The sequence below is a fragment of the Paenibacillus darwinianus genome (assembly GCF_000598065.1).
GTDB lineage: Bacteria > Bacillota > Bacilli > Paenibacillales > Paenibacillaceae > Paenibacillus_I > Paenibacillus_I darwinianus.
In genome coordinates this window covers 20,529-36,217 of record NZ_KK082144.1, presented here as the reverse complement: position 1 = coordinate 36,217, position 15,689 = coordinate 20,529, and the positions used below count along the sequence as shown (strand labels likewise).

At 56.4% G+C, this 15,689-nt stretch carries 15 protein-coding genes and 1 tRNA gene; 4 read left to right on the top strand and 12 right to left on the bottom strand.

Features of this window, described 5'->3' with window-relative positions; all coding sequences use genetic code 11:
• The 3 genes from rnr to BG52_RS05370 form a co-directional block, all read right to left on the bottom strand.
• A partial coding sequence (gene rnr, locus BG52_RS05380) for a ribonuclease R (RefSeq protein WP_036666933.1) occupies nt 1–2,210 on the bottom strand: 2,210 nt, incomplete at its 3' end.
• 169 nt (nt 2,211–2,379) lie between these two features.
• On the bottom strand, nt 2,380–2,619 hold the full coding sequence (gene secG, locus BG52_RS05375; protein WP_036581834.1) for a preprotein translocase subunit SecG: 240 nt from the start codon (nt 2,617–2,619) through the stop codon (nt 2,380–2,382).
• A gap of 199 nt (nt 2,620–2,818) precedes the next feature.
• Nucleotides 2,819–3,586: a sugar phosphate isomerase/epimerase family protein gene (locus tag BG52_RS05370; protein WP_051587687.1), complete on the bottom strand. Its 768-nt coding sequence runs from the start codon at nt 3,584–3,586 to the stop codon at nt 2,819–2,821.
• Between the two features lie 297 nt (nt 3,587–3,883).
• Here BG52_RS05370 and BG52_RS05365 point away from each other — a divergent pair, with 297 nt between their 5' ends.
• Nucleotides 3,884–4,402: a DinB family protein gene (locus BG52_RS05365; RefSeq protein ID WP_036581840.1), complete on the top strand. Its 519-nt coding sequence runs from the start codon at nt 3,884–3,886 to the stop codon at nt 4,400–4,402.
• 95 nt (nt 4,403–4,497) lie between these two features.
• Here BG52_RS05365 and eno read toward each other — a convergent pair whose 3' ends face one another.
• The 6 genes from eno to BG52_RS05335 form a co-directional block, all read right to left on the bottom strand.
• Entirely contained in the window at nt 4,498–5,793 is a 1,296-nt protein-coding gene (gene eno, locus BG52_RS05360; protein WP_036581841.1) for a phosphopyruvate hydratase, read from the bottom strand.
• A gap of 45 nt (nt 5,794–5,838) precedes the next feature.
• Nucleotides 5,839–7,380, bottom strand: coding sequence for a 2,3-bisphosphoglycerate-independent phosphoglycerate mutase (gene gpmI, locus BG52_RS05355; RefSeq protein ID WP_036581843.1), 1,542 nt, complete (start codon nt 7,378–7,380; stop codon nt 5,839–5,841).
• A gap of 1 nt (nt 7,381) precedes the next feature.
• Nucleotides 7,382–8,134, bottom strand: a complete 753-nt coding sequence (tpiA, locus tag BG52_RS05350) for a triose-phosphate isomerase (protein ID WP_036581845.1) — start codon at nt 8,132–8,134, stop codon at nt 7,382–7,384.
• Between the two features lie 25 nt (nt 8,135–8,159).
• Entirely contained in the window at nt 8,160–9,341 is a 1,182-nt protein-coding gene (locus BG52_RS05345; protein WP_036581847.1) for a phosphoglycerate kinase, read from the bottom strand.
• Between the two features lie 136 nt (nt 9,342–9,477).
• On the bottom strand, nt 9,478–10,482 hold the full coding sequence (gene gap, locus BG52_RS05340; protein ID WP_036581849.1) for a type I glyceraldehyde-3-phosphate dehydrogenase: 1,005 nt from the start codon (nt 10,480–10,482) through the stop codon (nt 9,478–9,480).
• Nucleotides 10,483–10,545: 63 nt separating this feature from the next.
• On the bottom strand, nt 10,546–11,574 hold the full coding sequence (locus BG52_RS05335; RefSeq protein ID WP_036581899.1) for a sugar-binding transcriptional regulator: 1,029 nt from the start codon (nt 11,572–11,574) through the stop codon (nt 10,546–10,548).
• A 368-nt stretch (nt 11,575–11,942) separates the two neighbouring features.
• On the opposite strand from BG52_RS05335, the gene BG52_RS05330 reads away from it, so the two are divergent.
• The 3 genes from BG52_RS05330 to sda all read left to right on the top strand — a co-directional run bounded on the left by BG52_RS05330 (nt 11,943) and on the right by sda (nt 13,275).
• Nucleotides 11,943–12,017, top strand: a tRNA-Arg gene (locus BG52_RS05330).
• A gap of 163 nt (nt 12,018–12,180) precedes the next feature.
• Nucleotides 12,181–12,762, top strand: a complete 582-nt coding sequence (gene clpP, locus BG52_RS05325) for an ATP-dependent Clp endopeptidase proteolytic subunit ClpP (protein WP_190287470.1) — start codon at nt 12,181–12,183, stop codon at nt 12,760–12,762.
• A 216-nt stretch (nt 12,763–12,978) separates the two neighbouring features.
• Nucleotides 12,979–13,275: a sporulation histidine kinase inhibitor Sda gene (gene sda / locus BG52_RS15250; RefSeq protein WP_081793608.1), complete on the top strand. Its 297-nt coding sequence runs from the start codon at nt 12,979–12,981 to the stop codon at nt 13,273–13,275.
• Between the two features lie 93 nt (nt 13,276–13,368).
• Here sda and BG52_RS05320 read toward each other — a convergent pair whose 3' ends face one another.
• The 3 genes from BG52_RS05320 to BG52_RS05310 form a co-directional block, all read right to left on the bottom strand.
• Nucleotides 13,369–13,638 carry an HPr family phosphocarrier protein gene (locus tag BG52_RS05320; RefSeq protein ID WP_036581853.1) on the bottom strand — a complete coding sequence of 90 codons (270 nt, stop codon included), beginning with the start codon at nt 13,636–13,638 and terminating at the stop codon, nt 13,369–13,371.
• A gap of 115 nt (nt 13,639–13,753) precedes the next feature.
• On the bottom strand, nt 13,754–14,683 hold the full coding sequence (gene whiA, locus BG52_RS05315; protein ID WP_036581856.1) for a DNA-binding protein WhiA: 930 nt from the start codon (nt 14,681–14,683) through the stop codon (nt 13,754–13,756).
• Between the two features lie 5 nt (nt 14,684–14,688).
• Nucleotides 14,689–15,678 (bottom strand): gluconeogenesis factor YvcK family protein, encoded by a 990-nt coding sequence (locus tag BG52_RS05310; protein WP_036581859.1) that lies wholly within the window; start codon nt 15,676–15,678, stop codon nt 14,689–14,691.
• Nucleotides 15,679–15,689: the final 11 nt, after the last annotated feature.

The following is a 15,689-nucleotide window of genomic DNA, read 5'->3' as shown; positions in this document are numbered from 1 at the left end:
CGCCCGGCGGCCGCACGGCCGCCACCGCGGCCTTCGCCGCCGCTTTTCCGATAGCCGCCTTCGATCCGCGGCTTCATGTCGACCATCCCGAAATCGATCGTATGGTCGGCCATGTTCACGCGCTCGACGCGCACTTTCACCTCGTCGCCGATGCGGTAAATCTTCGAGGTGCGCTCCCCGACCAGCGCCATCTGCAGCTCGTGGAAATGGTAATAGTCGTCCGTCAGGTCGCTCAGACGGATAAGCCCTTCCACCGTGTTCTCCAGCTCGATGAACATCCCGAAGCTCGTCACGCTGCTGATAATGCCTTCGAACTCCTCGCCGACCTTATCCAGCATGAACTCGCACTTCTTCAGTTGCTCGGTATCACGCTCGGCCTCGACCGCGACCCGCTCCCGCTCAGACGAGTGCTGGGCGATGTCCGGCATCCGCGCCTCCAGCGCCTCGCGCCGCTGCTCCGTCAGCATGCCGCCGTTCTCCAGCACCTCGCGCATGACGCGGTGGATGATGAGGTCCGGATAACGCCGGATCGGCGACGTGAAGTGCGAATAGAACTCGGCCGCCAGGCCGAAGTGACCGAGACTCTCCGCGTCGTACTTGGCCTGCTTCATCGACCGCAGCATCATCGTCGAGATGACCGTTTCTTCCTTCGTGCCGCGAATCTCCTCCAGCAAACCCTGCAGCGCGCGCGGATGCACGGTATTGCCCTTGCCCTTCACCACATAACCGAAATTGGATGCGAACTGGACGAAATGCAACAGCTTCTCCGAATCCGGATTTTCGTGAATTCGGTACAGGAACGGCACCCGCAGCCAGTGAAAATGCTCCGCCACCGTCTCGTTCGCCGCCAGCATGAATTCCTCAATGATCTGCTCGGCCACTGAACGCTCCCGTTTGACGATATCATACGGCTTGCCGTTCTCGTCGACCAGAATTTTTGATTCCTGAAAATCAAAGTCGATCGCTCCGCGCTTCATCCGCTTCGACCGCAGCTTCATCGCAAGCTCTTGCATGACCTGGAACATCGGCACCAGAGCGGCGTACCGCTCCTTCAGCTCGGCATCGTCGTCCACCAATATTTTGCGTACGTTGGCGTACGTCATGCGCTCCGCCGTGCGAATCACGCTAGTAAACACATCGTGTCTTACCCGCTTCATCGTCTTCGCGTCAAACTCCATCTCGCAGGACAGCGTCAACCGATCAACCTGCGGATGGAGCGAGCAGATGCCGTTCGACAGCCGGTGCGGCAGCATCGGAATGACCCGGTCAACCAGATACACGCTTGTCCCCCGCCGGAACGCCTCCTGATCGAGCTCGGACCTCTCCCGCACGTAATACCCCACATCCGCGATATGAACGCCCAGCACGTAGTTGCCGTTTTCCAGTCGCTCAACGTTGACCGCGTCATCGAGATCCTTCGCATCTTCGCCGTCGATCGTCACGATCGTCTTGCCGCGCAGATCGCGCCGTCCCTGCTGGACGATCTCTTCCTCGGTGATCGAATCCGGCGCCGCTTCCGCCTCCTCCAGCACCTCGTCCGGGAACCCTTCCGGCAATTGGTGCTTGCGGATGATCGACAGGATATCGACGCCCGGATCGTCCTTATGGCCGAGAATTTCAACGATCTCTCCAGTCGCCGCGGACCGGCCCTCCGGATAATTCACGATCCTTGCGACGACCTTCTGGCCGGTTACGGCGCCGCCGAAGCTTTCCCTGGGGATGAAAATATCGCGGTTGATCCGCTTGTCGTCCGGCATAACGAACCCGAACGCCTCATGGTGCTCGAATGTGCCGACCACTTGGGTAATCGCCCGTTGGACGACGCGCACGACCTCGCCTTCCATCCGGCCGCCGCCCTCGCTTTTGGACGTTACGCGCACTAGGACGATGTCGCCGTTCATCGCGCTTTTCAAGTCGTTCGCATGCAAATAGACATCCGGATGCGCCTTGTCATCGGGTATCAGAAAAGCAAACCCTTTCGCATGCGCCTGCACCCGGCCGCGCGTCAAATTCATCCGCTCGGTCACACCGTAACGCTCATGGCGGGTGCGAACGATTTTCCCCGCTTCCTCAAGCTCGTTAAGCATCTTGAGAAACGCTTTGAAATCGGTTGCTTCATCGATGCCAAAATGCTGCTCCAGCTCCTGATACGTCAGCGGCTTGTACGCCGTATCCCGCATAAATCCGAGCAAATCCTGCTCCGTTACCACGTCGGTTCACCTCATATGCCGCACCGGTCTGTTGTCTACCGGCCTTCTGTGCGGTCTGTGATAGATTTCCATATACCATTTAGTATACACGAAAAGCGGCAATTGAATCCGCAATCGCAAAAAAACGAAAAGCGGACCGAGAGCGGTCCGCTTCCTAACATTGATTCAATTAGCCGTTTCCTACTACGTAAGCCACAATCAACGAAAGAATAAAAAACCCGACTGCCAGACCGACCGTCAAACGCTGCAGGAACAGGTCCAGACCACGCGCCTTTTGCTTGCCGAACAGATGTTCGGCGCCGCCCGTAATCGCGCCGGATAGACCCGCGCTTTTGCCCTTCTGCAGAAGGACAGCCGCGATCAGTCCGATCGAGAATATGATCAACAAAATTTTCATTGCGATTTCCACAGTTACACACCTCCAGAGCAGGAGCTAATAGTCGTTTCCATGGCCGAATCAATAAGGACAACTACGGCAAACACAGTAAAATGATTGTATCACAGCCAGACAACGATGACAACAATTTGCTTTGCGGCAATTTGCTTTGCGGCACAAAAAGGAAGCCGCAGAGCGGCTTCCCCCCCGCAAGCTTCCCGCCGACAGCTCTTTAAACCAAACTGCGGCTCTTGAAAAATTCAAGGCTGATCCGCGCGCTCTCCAGCGGCGACGACTTGAACTGCTCCTGCTCGACGATGATGTAGTTGATGCCCGACTCTTCCGCCACCTTCAGCACGCTGTCGAAGTCCACCGAACCAGCTCCGATTTCCGTATCGCTCCGGCCTTCGCCGAAATCCTTGAAATGCGCCAGGGGCACGCGTCCTTTATAACGGTTGATGTAGTCGACAGGCTTGGCGCCGCCGACATGCACCCAGCCAAGGTCGAATTCGGCAATGAGCCGCTCAGCAGGAATGCGCGCCAAAAGGGCATCCATGATCGTCTCGCCGCCGACCTTTTTGAATTCGAAATCATGATTATGATAGCCGTACTTCAGTCCGGCGGCGGTCACCAGCTTCGATGCCGTATCGATCGCTGAGATAAAGCGCTCCAGATCCTGCTCCGCCGGCACGTCCGGGAACGGCCACCAAGGGGTAACAATATATTCGAGGCCGAGCTCCTGCGCATATTCGATTTGCTGCTGAAGGTCCGACTCCAGCTTGTCCGGCTCCGCATGGTTGAGGCCGATATGCGCGGAAGGCGCCCGCAAGCCATTGTCGTCGAGCACCTTGCGCACTTCCTTTGCCGAGTGTCCGAAAAAGCCTGCAAATTCAACCGCCTCATAACCGATTTCAGCCACCTGCTTCAATGTTCCAAGCAAATCGTCCTTCGTCAAATCGCGGAATGTATACATTTGAATACCGATGATCGGTTTTGCCACCAAGGCCACCACCATTTCTTCATTTTGGTTGGATATCAGCGTCCGTATCCGCTTGCAAGTTTTATTATACCGCCGGGGTGCGGGGATGATAGTCAGGTTTTGGTGCGAATTGTTTGCGATTTTGGCGAAAGTGCGCGGAGCGGAAGAGAGTCGATTAGGGGCGGCGTCCCCAACAGCACCGTGCCTCTTCCATCCCGCGGCGCAGATCGTTAAGTGTAGCCCGAATGAAACTTGACAGCGCTCGGCAACAAGCCTACATTGAAGGGTAAATAGGACTGATTCAGGGAGGAATGCTTGATGGAAGGAAGACCGGATGCAAGTGAGTATTTGCCGCAAATGGGGCAGTATGTAAAGCTGGTGCCGGACGGCGATCTTATTGAAATTCTGCAGCGGCAGAAGGAAGAGACGGTTGCGCTGCTCAGGGGATTAAGCGAGGAGCAAGCCGACTACCGTTATGCCGAGGGTAAATGGTCGGTGAAGGAGGTAGCCGGCCATGTTGCCGACAATGAACGCGTTTGGACATATCGCCTGCTGCGCATCGTCCGCAACGACCCGCAGACGCTTTCCGGCTACGATCAGAACATGTTCGCCCGGCATGCGCCCTTCGGCAAGCTTCCCTTATCCGTTGTAATAGATGAGTTTGCCGCCGTCCGTGCTGCCACAATCCCGCTGCTGCGCAGCCTCTCCGACGACGCTTGGCTTCGCCAGGGCGAATTTCACAACCGACCGCTTTCTGCCCGGGCGGCCGCTTGCGTCATCGTCGGACATGAAATGCATCATCTTAACGTCATCAAGAACAGATATCTGAACCGGTAACCGCCATCCTGCCAAACGATCCATCCTCCTGTTGTCAGGACAACAGAAAGCCCGGCTCCGCTTGATGCGGAGACCGGGCTTTTGCTTCGTGCTGTTTACTTCTTGAAGTTCTTGAGGTTGTAGAACGCCGATGTGCCGGCGTATTGAGCGGTGCTGCCCAGCTCGTCTTCGATGCGAAGCAGCTGGTTGTATTTTGCGACGCGGTCCGTACGGGACGGAGCGCCGGTCTTGATTTGTCCTGCGTTCGTTGCAACGGCGATGTCGGCGATCGTGCTGTCCTCGCTCTCGCCGGAACGGTGGGAGATGACGGCTGTGTAACCGGCGCGCTTCGCCATTTCGATCGCGTCGAACGTTTCCGTCAGCGAGCCGATCTGGTTGACTTTAACGAGAATCGAGTTGCCGATGCCCTTCTCGATACCGGTTGACAAGCGCTCGGTGTTCGTAACGAACAGGTCGTCGCCGACCAGCTGTACTTTGCCGCCCAGCTTCTCGGTCAGCAGCTTCCAGCCTTCCCAGTCATCCTCGGAGCAGCCGTCCTCGATCGTGATGATCGGGTACTTGTCGACCCACGATGCAAGCAGGTCCACAAACTCGGCAGAAGTGAAGGAACGGCCTTCGCCTTCCAAGTGGTATTTGCCATCCTTGAAAAACTCGGTGGACGCAACGTCCATGCCCAGGAACACGTCGACGCCCGGCTTGTAGCCTGCGCGCTCGATGGCGGAGATGATCGTCGTGATCGCCTCTTCGTTCGATCCGAGGTTAGGAGCAAAGCCGCCTTCGTCGCCGACAGCGGTGTTCAAGCCTTTGTCCTTCAGAACGGATTTGAGATTGTGGAAAATTTCAGCGCCGATGCGGAGCGCTTCGCGGAACGTCGGTGCGCCTACTGGCAGTACCATGAACTCCTGCACGTCGATATTGTTGTCGGCATGCTCGCCGCCGTTGACGATGTTCATCATCGGAACCGGCAGTACCTTGGCGTTGAAGCCGCCCAGGTAGGTGTACAGCGGCACATTCAGCGCATCGGCTGCCGCGCGGGCAACCGCCATCGATACCGCGAGGATCGCGTTGGCGCCCAGCTTGCCTTTGTTCGGCGTGCCGTCTAGCTCGATCATCGCGCGGTCGATCGCGACTTGATCAAGCGCGTCCAGACCGATGATTTCCGGCGCGATCAGCTCGTTCACATTCTCAACGGCTTTCAGTACGCCTTTACCCAGGTAACGGCTTTTGTCGCCGTCGCGCAACTCTACCGCTTCGTATGCGCCGGTGGATGCGCCGGACGGAACGATCGCGCGGCCTTGGCCGCCCGATTCCAGGTGAACTTCCACTTCAACGGTCGGATTCCCGCGGGAATCAAGTACTTCGCGTGCGTAAACGTCGGTAATCATAGACATGTCGGGTAACACTCCTCTGTTTGGGTTTTGTGGTTTGCTGCTCGTTTATTTATTGGCGATCATCGTCCGGCCGGTCATTTCCGCCGGCAGCTCAATGCCGAGCAGATCGAGCATCGTCGGCGCAATGTCGGCCAGAATGCCGCCCTCGCGCAAGGAGATGCCTTCCTTGGTAACGATCAATGGAACCGGGTTCGTCGTATGCGCCGTGAACGGCCGCTCCTGGTCGTCGAGCACCAGGTCCGCGTTGCCGTGGTCGGCCGTAATCAACACGACCCCGCCCTTGGAGAGCACGGCTTCTACAACCATGCCCATGCATTCGTCAGTCGCTTCCACCGCTTTGATCGTCGGCTCCAGCATGCCGGAATGGCCGACCATATCCGGGTTGGCAAAGTTCAGAATGATGACGTCGTGATTCTCCGCCTCAATCTCCTTCACAGCCGCCTCGGCTACCTCGTAAGCGCTCATCTCAGGCTTCAGGTCATAAGTCGCAACCTTCGGCGAATTGATGAGGATACGCGTCTCGCCCGGAAGCTCGACGTCGCGGCCGCCGCTGAAAAAGAACGTGACGTGCGGATATTTCTCGGTCTCGGCGATCCGCAGCTGCTTTTTACCTTGCTGCACCAGCACTTCGCCGAGCGTATTGTCCAGATTCTTCGGCTTGTAAGCGACGTAGCCGCCTACCGATTCGCTGAACAGCGTCAAGCATACGAAATAAAGGTTTTTCGGATGAGCGCCGCCGCGGTCGAAGCCGCGGAAATCCGTGTTCGTAAACACCTGCGACAGCTGAATCGCGCGGTCGGGTCGGAAGTTGAAAAAGATGACCGCATCCTCCGACTCAACGAGCGCCACCGGCTTGCCGTCGCCGCCTACGATGACGGTCGGCATAACGAACTCATCGAACACCGACTTCTCGTACGATTCCACGACCGCATGCACCGGATCGGTATATTGCGGGCCTTCTCCGTACACCATGGCGCGATACGATTTCTCGACGCGCTCCCAGCGCTTGTCGCGGTCCATAGCATAGTAACGGCCTTGAACCGTAGCGATACGGCCTACGCCGAGCTCCGAAATTTTCGCCTGCAGCTGTTCCAGGTAACCCTTCGCGCTATCGGGCGAAACGTCCCTGCCATCCAGGAACGCATGGATGTACACCTCGGTCAACTCTTCCTTTTTGGCCAGCTCCAGCAGCGCAAAAAGATGGTTGATGTGGCTGTGTACGCCGCCGTCCGATAAGAGTCCATACAGGTGCAGCTTTTTATCGAACGCCTTGACGTGCTTGATCGCGCCCAGCATCGTCTCGTTCTCGAAAAATTCGCCATCGCGGATCGATTTCGAAATGCGGGTCAGATCCTGATACACGATCCGGCCGGCGCCGATGTTGAGGTGGCCGACCTCGGAGTTGCCCATTTGCCCCTCGGGCAGACCGACCGCTTCACCGCAAGCGGTGAGCGTCGTATTCGGGTATGTCGCCATATAACGGTCGTAGTTCGGCTTCTTGGCCTGGGCCACGGCATTGCCGTGCGATTCCGGGCGAAGGCCGAAGCCGTCCATAATGATCAGCGCGACGGGTTTCGGTGCGGCCATCTTACTTGGCCCCCTCGACGAGCGCAATATACGATGCCGGCTCCAGGCTGGCGCCGCCTACGAGCGCGCCGTCGATGTTAGGCTGTGCCATATATTCCGCGATGTTGTTCGGCTTCACGCTGCCGCCGTATTGAATGCGGACCGCTTGCGCCGTCGCCTCGTCAAATCCGGATTTCACAATATCGCGAATATAAGCGATAACGTCCTCGGCATCGGCGGCCGTCGAAGACTTGCCCGTTCCGATCGCCCAAATCGGCTCATAAGCGATAACGGTCTGCCCCGCCTGCTCGGCGCTCAAGCCCTGCAGCGCCGCCTCGGTTTGCACCTTGCAGACTTCCTTCGTCCGGCCGGCTTCGCGTTCCTCCAGCTTCTCGCCCACGCAGACGATCGGCGCGAGGCCATGCTTGAAAGCCGCCTGAACTTTCTTGTTCACGATCTCGTCGGTTTCCGCAAAATACGCGCGGCGCTCCGAATGGCCGATAATAACGTACTGTACCCCCAGGTCCTTCAACATAACGCCGCTGATTTCGCCGGTGAACGCGCCGTTATCCTCGAAATGCAAATTCTGCGCTCCAATGCCGATTGCGGTACCCTTCGCCGCTTCAACCAGCGCGGGCAAAGTCGTGTAAGGCGCGCAGATGACGCTTTCCACACCTTCGACTTCCGCTTTCCCCTTCACTTCCGCGACAAACGCGGCGGCTTCGCCGACCGTCTTGAACATTTTCCAGTTACCTGCGATTATCGGTTTTCTCAATGTCCGTCCATCCTCTCTGCTTGGCTTACTTGTCGTTCAATGCTTCGACGCCCGGCAGCTTTTTACCTTCCATGAACTCCAGCGAGGCGCCGCCGCCCGTCGAAATATGATCCATCCGGTCCGCCAGCTGGAACTTCTCGGCCGCCGCCGCCGAATCGCCGCCGCCGATAACGGTATAGCCTTCCGTGTCAGCACAGGCTTGCGCAACTGCGAGCGTACCGTGCGAGAACGGTTCGATCTCGAATACGCCCATCGGCCCGTTCCATACGACCAGCTTGGACTTCTTGATGACGTCCGCATACAGTTCGCGGGTTTTCGGTCCGATGTCGATGCCTTCCCACTCAGGCAGAATGCCGTCAACGCCGACGACCTTCGTATTGGCCTTCGCGCTGAACTCGTCCGTAATGACGATGTCGACCGGGATCAGGAAGTTTTTGCCGAGCTGCCTGGCCTTCTCGATGAAGCCGAGCGCCAGGTCAAGCTTCTCATTGTCGACCAGCGAGTTGCCGATCTCATGGCCCTGCGCCTTCAGGAACGTGTAGGAAAGACCGCCGCCGATGAGTACGTTGTCCGCGATTTCGAGCATTTTGTTGATGACGTCGATCTTGTCCTTCACCTTCGAGCCGCCGACGATTGCCGTAAACGGACGGTCCGGGTTGTTAAGCGCCTTGCCGAGCACGTCAAGCTCCTTCTCCATCAGCAGGCCCGATACGGCCGGCAGATGATGGGCGATGCCCTCGGTAGAAGCGTGTGCGCGGTGCGCCGCGCCGAACGCGTCGTTCACGAACAGGTCGGCCAGCTCCGCAAAAGCTTTCGCAAGCTCCGGATCGTTCTTCTCCTCGCCGGCGTAAAAACGGACATTCTCCAACAGCAGCACGTCGCCGTTGTTCATCTTGGCGATTTGTGCCTTTACCGTATCGCCGATCGCTTCGTCGGCTTTCACAACCGGTTTGCCGAGCAACTCGGACAAACGCGTCGCCGCGGGCGTCAGACGCATCTCTTCAACGACTTGTCCCTTCGGACGGCCCATATGGCTGGCCAAAATGACCTTCGCTCCGTTCTCGATCAAAAACTTGATCGTCGGCAGCGTCTCGCGAATGCGCGTATCGTCCGTAATGGCGCCGTTCTCAAGGGGCACATTGAAATCGACGCGCACGAATACGCGTTTGCCGGCCAGTTCGACGTCTCTCACACTTTTCTTGTTCATGAACGGTTCCTCCTCTGATTACCCGCCTGACTGCCAAGCGTGCAGCCACCTGCGGGGCTCTGCATCCTAACGCGGTTAAAAGAGGAGAAACCGTTGCTCGCGTTTCTCCTCTTTAGCCCTTGAAGCGAATATGAGATTACAGGCCTTTGCTTGCGATGTAAGCGGCCAGGTCAACGACGCGGTTGGAGTAGCCCCACTCGTTGTCGTACCAGGAAACGACTTTGACCATGTTGCCTTCAACGACCATCGTAGACAGCGCGTCGATGGTGGAGGAAGCAGGGTCGCCATTGTAATCGCTCGATACGAGCGGCTCTTCGGAGAAGTTCAGGATGCCTTTCAGAGGGCCTTCAGCAGCCGCCTTAAGGGCGCCGTTCACTTGCTCTACCGTTACGTTGCTCTTCACTTCCACAACCAGGTCGGTTACGGAAACGTTAGGCGTAGGAACGCGCATTGCCATACCGTTCAGCTTGCCTTTCAGTTCCGGCAGTACGAGTGCAACGGCTTTTGCTGCGCCGGTCGTAGAAGGAATAATGTTCTCCGCAGCAGCGCGGGCGCGGCGCAGATCCTTGTGCGGCAGGTCAAGCACTTGCTGGTCGTTCGTGTAGGAGTGAACGGTCGTCATCATGCCTTTGACGATTCCGAACTGGTCGTTCAGCACTTTCGCGAACGGCGCCAGGCAGTTCGTCGTGCAAGAAGCATTGGAAATAACCGTGTGAGCTTTCGGGTCATACTTGTCTTCGTTAACGCCCATAACGACAGTGATGTCCTCGTTCGTTGCAGGCGCGGAGATGATAACCTTCTTGGCGCCGCCTTGCAGGTGAAGCTCGGCTTTCTCCTTCGCCGTGAAAATACCGGTCGATTCAACGACGATCTCTACGCCATGGTCGCCCCAACGCAGGTCTGCAGGATTGCGTTCCGCAAAAACCTTGATCTCGCGGCCGTTAACGATCAACGCGCCTTCCTTAGCTTCGACGGTTGCGTCCAGACGGCCATGCGTCGTGTCGTACTTCAGAAGATGAGCCAGCGTCGCCGTATCCGTAAGGTCATTGACAGCTACGACTTGAACTTCCTTGCTGCTCAGCGCGGCGCGGAATACGTTGCGGCCGATGCGGCCAAAGCCATTGATACCGATTTTAACCATTCTTGTACATCCTCCTATTATTAAAACAAATTTATTCATCAGGATAACCGAAGTTATCCGGAATCACACCGGTCCCATCAATAACATTTGCTCGGCGGCCGCTTCGTCCGTCACGAGCACATCCTCCCGCCCATGCCGGATCACGGCCGCAATGGCGCGCCCCTTGCTTGCGCCGCCGGCAACGCCGATGCGCAGCTCGGCGTTGTCGATGTCCTCGATTCGCAGGCCGACCGTCGGCATGTTGTGCACGACTCTCCCCTGCTCGTCGAAATAATAGCCGAACGCTTCCGCCAGCGCCCCTTCCGCGAGCAGCGAGGTCATCGTTCGTTCATCGACCCGGCGTCTGCGGGCCATGACGAGCGCCTCGCCCATGCCGTGAAGCACAATGCGCGCCTTGCGGATGTCGGCGATAATGTCGCTTACCGTCGGATCCTGAATCAGCGATTGATAGGCTTCTTCGCCGAGGTGATCCGGCACGTGAAGCATCCGGTACTGCGCGCCGGTCCGCTTCGCCATCGCCGATGCGATCGTATTCGCCTGCAGCTCAACCCGCTCGCCGAGTCCCCCGCGCGCGGGAACGAACCAGCAGCCCTTGAACTGCGGGGAAGGCGTCATCCGTTCCGCGATTTGCGCCATCGTCGATCCTCCGGTAACGGCGATAATATCGCCCTTCGTCACATAGCGGCGAAGGATCGAAGCGGCCGCGCGGCCAAGCTCCTGCTTCACATGCGGCGTTTCGTCAGAGTCGCCGGCGACAATCACCGCCTGCTTCAGGCCGAACCGCCGGCGAAGCTCCTCCTCCAGCTCCGTGATGCCGAACAGCATCTTGACCAGCGGCTCCATCTCCTCCAGCAGCCGTTCACCGGAGACCGTCGCCCGCATTCCGTCCGGGCCGATGTCGAGCAGCCCCTGGGATTCGAGGAATTCGGCTTCCGCTCGCAGCACCCGCTCCGTCATATGGAGCGTTTGGGCCAGCGTACGCCGTCCGACCGGGCCGATTAAACGGACGTGATGGAGAATCGTGTATCTTTTTTTCATCGTGTCGGAAAGGTCGGGAATTAATTGCTTCTGAACATTGATGAGCTTTCTCACGTCATGCACCCGTTCCTTCCCCAGGATGTGCGTAGGTTATCCGACTCCCCGGTTAAATATGTAAGGAAGGAGAATCCCGCAGCATGCTTCCGCGCACAACCCGCCAACTAGCTGGACATTATTCGTCCCGCTGTAACTTTTTCGGTCCCACCTGGGTCAAAAAAAAAGCACAGCCACGCTTTTCCTTCTTTCTCATTGTAAAAGATCACGTGCCAAAAAGCAAGTAGCCCCGCCCATATCCATTTTCCCGCCTCCCACGTTTCAGGACGAGTCTGCTGGAATCCCGGCCGATTGCGGCTGCCAATATTTTTATTGCCATTACCCTTGCAATTGGCTTGAGATTATCATATAATAATTTTTGCTGACTTGCGCCCGTGGTCCAATGGATATGACGTAGGCCTCCGGAGCCTGAGATCTAGGTTCGATTCCTAGCGGGCGCGCCATTTATACTCCGAACATTAAACTCAATTTGAAATTGAACCGGCATTCGCCGGTTTTTTTGCGCCCGGAGTTTGACTATCTTTGACTTTTGTTTTGGAATTCGTTATGATGAGTACAGATTAACAATTATTTTCGACTATTCGATTGGAGGGAGCACTTGTGGACATGAATTTCGTCCCAATGGTTATTGAGCAAAGCAATCGCGGGGAACGGGCTTACGATATTTATTCGAGGCTCCTGAAGGATCGTATCATCTTCCTGGGCACCGGCGTTAATGACGTCGTCGCCAACTCCATTATCGCTCAGCTGCTGTTCCTGGCGGCCGACGACCCGGAGAAGGACATCAGCTTGTACATCAACAGCCCTGGCGGCTCCATCACGGCAGGCATGGCGATTTATGACACCATGCAGTTCATCAAACCCGACGTTTCGACGATCTGCGTAGGGATGGCGGCATCCATGGGCGCTTTCCTGCTGACGGCGGGCGCGAAGGGCAAACGATTCGCGCTTCCGAATAGCGAAGTAATGATTCATCAGCCGCTCGGCGGAGCCGAAGGCCAAGCCAGCGACATCGAGATCCGCGCCAGACGGATCCTGAAAATGCGCGACAAGCTGAATGCCATCCTTGCCGAGAGATCGGGCCAGCCGCTCAGCCGGATCGAGAAGGACACCGACCGGGATTACTTCATGTCGGCGGAAGAGGCTCTCACTTATGGCCTCGTCGACAAGGTCATTGAGAAAATCTAATCAACCGGCATAATAGATGCCCTCCCGTTCGCGGGAGGGCATCTATTTACCATATTTTCCAATTACCAAACATTTTATATAGTGTCAATAACAATTCGAAGTGCTGAATTGAAGCCCACGAATCACTTCTGCCATGCTATGATAAAGACAAGCTAAGCTTGCCATATTCATACAGTTGTTGGCAGGTTTTGAAAACAAATTTTTGGAGTGCTGCTTATGCGTTTCTCGAATCCATTTCGGACTATGCGCGACTATGCAAAAGAATACGAGCCGTTAAACAAGTCGAGCTCCGCCTCGCGCCGGACCGCACCGTTTATAGCGAACCCGGCATCGGAGTCATGCTCGGTACCGTTGCAGGATAAGACCATGCTTTTTCGCCCCCTGAACGATGAGCATCTGCTCGAGGTTTACCGCGAAGCCAAAGCCATGAACCTGTCCGAAGAATTCATCCAACTGATCGAAGATGCGCTTCGAACGCGCAACCTCGAAATGCCGGAGCTTCCAAATTCGTAATGATCATTCTGCCGCCCTATGGCGGCTTTTTGCTTGCCCAAATAAAAAAGCACCCTGAGGTGCCCTTTCGTACGCACTATTGTGCTTATGTGCTTATTGATTCTCCAGCTCTTCCTTGCTGACCAGATTGACGAGAGCCGTTACGGCCTGCTCCGCGTCCGAACCGTCCGCGCTGATCGTTACCTCCGTGCCGGAGCTGATCGCCAGGCTCATAATACCCATGATCGATTTGGCGTTGACCTTCTTATCGTCCTTCTCGACAAAAACCTCGGACGAAAACTTATTCGCTTCTTGTACGAACAGCGCCGCCGGTCTTGCATGGAGTCCCGTCTTCAGACGTACGACAACCGGTTGCTTTGTCATGAACCATACCCCCTATAAGGAATTTCACTCGCTACGTATTCTATTGTGAACGAAGACGTGTTAGGCTTTTTGCATTATTATAGCATTAATTGCCTGCATAGACCACAGCCGGCCCTTAGCCGTTTCTGATTTTTTCCGCCAACTCGTCGATTTTGCGAAGCCGATGGTTGACGCCCGATTTGCTGACGGAGCCCTTGAGCAGGTCGCCGACCTCCTTAAGGTTCATGTCGGGATGCGCCAGCCGGATTTCGGCTACCTCCCGCAGCTTGTCCGGCAAGTTTTCCAGCCCCATTTCCTTCTGCAGCAATTTAATGTTATCGATCTGCCTGACCGCGGCACCAATCGTTTTGTTCAAATTAGCCGTCTCGCAGTTGACGATCCGATTGACCGAATTGCGCATATCCCGCATAATCCGGACATCCTCGAACTTGAACAACGCCTGGTGGGCGCCGATGATGTTAAGCAGCTCGATGATTTTCTCTCCTTCCTTGATATAGAAAATAAAGCCCTTCTTTCTTTCGATACAGCGTGCGTTCAAATTGAATTTGTTGGCCAGATCAACGAGAGCCTTGCAGTGCTCCTCGTACAAAGAAGCGATTTCCAGGTGGTAGGAGGACCCTTCGGGATTATTAACCGAGCCCCCGGCAAGAAAGGCGCCGCGCAGATAGGAGCGCTTGCAGCATGGCTTGCGCAGAATCTCCTTGTCGATTCCCTCATTGAACATAAAGCCTTCCGATACGATTTTCAGATCGGCCAGTATTTCCTGAACCTTGGCTGGAATCCGGACGATATACACATTGTTTTTTTTCAGCCGCATTTTTTTGCGAACCAGCAGCTCGATATGCACGGCGAATTTTTTTTTGAGAAGCGTGTAAATCCGTCTGGCGATCGCAGCATTTTCCGTAGAAATGTCGAGTATGACTTTACGGCTGGATAGTTGAACCGAACCGTTCATCCGGATCAAGGCCGACAATTCCGCCACTTCGCAGCAATCGTCCGCCTCGAGGAGCGTCAGTTCTTTTTTGGTTTGCGCCGCAAAGGACACGTCTTTCACCTCTTTCCGGACATCCAGTTTTCCACCAGCTGATAAATATGGTGGCTGAGCCGCGCGGCGTCATGCCGCAAATACGTGCTGAACATAACCAGGCGGTCGGCAACGACCTTGATCCCTTGGCCGTTCAACTCCCCGTAATCGACCGTGACGGTCTCCGCTCCCTCCTCGGCATACTTTTGCAGCACTTCAGGCGGGATCTCTCCATTATTGACGATAACGTAATGGAACAACGATTGTCCCACATGATGCCGAATGGCCTCCAGATGATCCGAAACGGAGTAACCGTCCGTCTCGCCCGGCTGGGTCATCACGTTGCAGACGAACAGCTTGACCGCATCCGACTCGATAAGCGCTTTCGCCAATTCCGGCACCAGCAGATTCGGCATAATGCTCGTATATAAACTGCCCGGCCCGATCAGGATCGCGTCGGCCGACCGAATCGCTTCCACAGCCTCGGGAAGCGGCTCGACCCCGGACGGTTCAATGAAAACGCGCTTGATTCGGCCTCTCACCTTCGGGATCATCGATTCGCCGGTAATAATCGTGCCATCCGACATCTCCGCATTCAGTACGGTTGCATGCGCCGCAGCAGGCAGCACCTTGCCGCGCACGGCCAATACCCGGCTGAGCTCGCGCACGCCGGTGACAAAATCACCGGAAATATCGGTCATAGCCGCCAGCATCAGGTTTCCCAAACTATGGCCGGCTAAACCGTTTCCGGTTGGAAACCGATATTTCAGCAGCTTCGTCAGCAGCGGCTCCACGTCCGCGAGCGCCATCAGCACGTTGCGGATGTCGCCGGGCGGCGGGATTTGCAACTCGTTGCGGAGAATACCGGAGCTGCCGCCGTCATCGGCAACCGTAACGATGGCCGTAATATCGAGCGGCTTTTCCTTCAAACCCCGGAGCATGACGGACAGTCCCGTTCCGCCGCCGATGACGACGATGCGGGGGGTGCTGCGTATGCCTTTACCGTGATGCTCCATTCATTCACCCC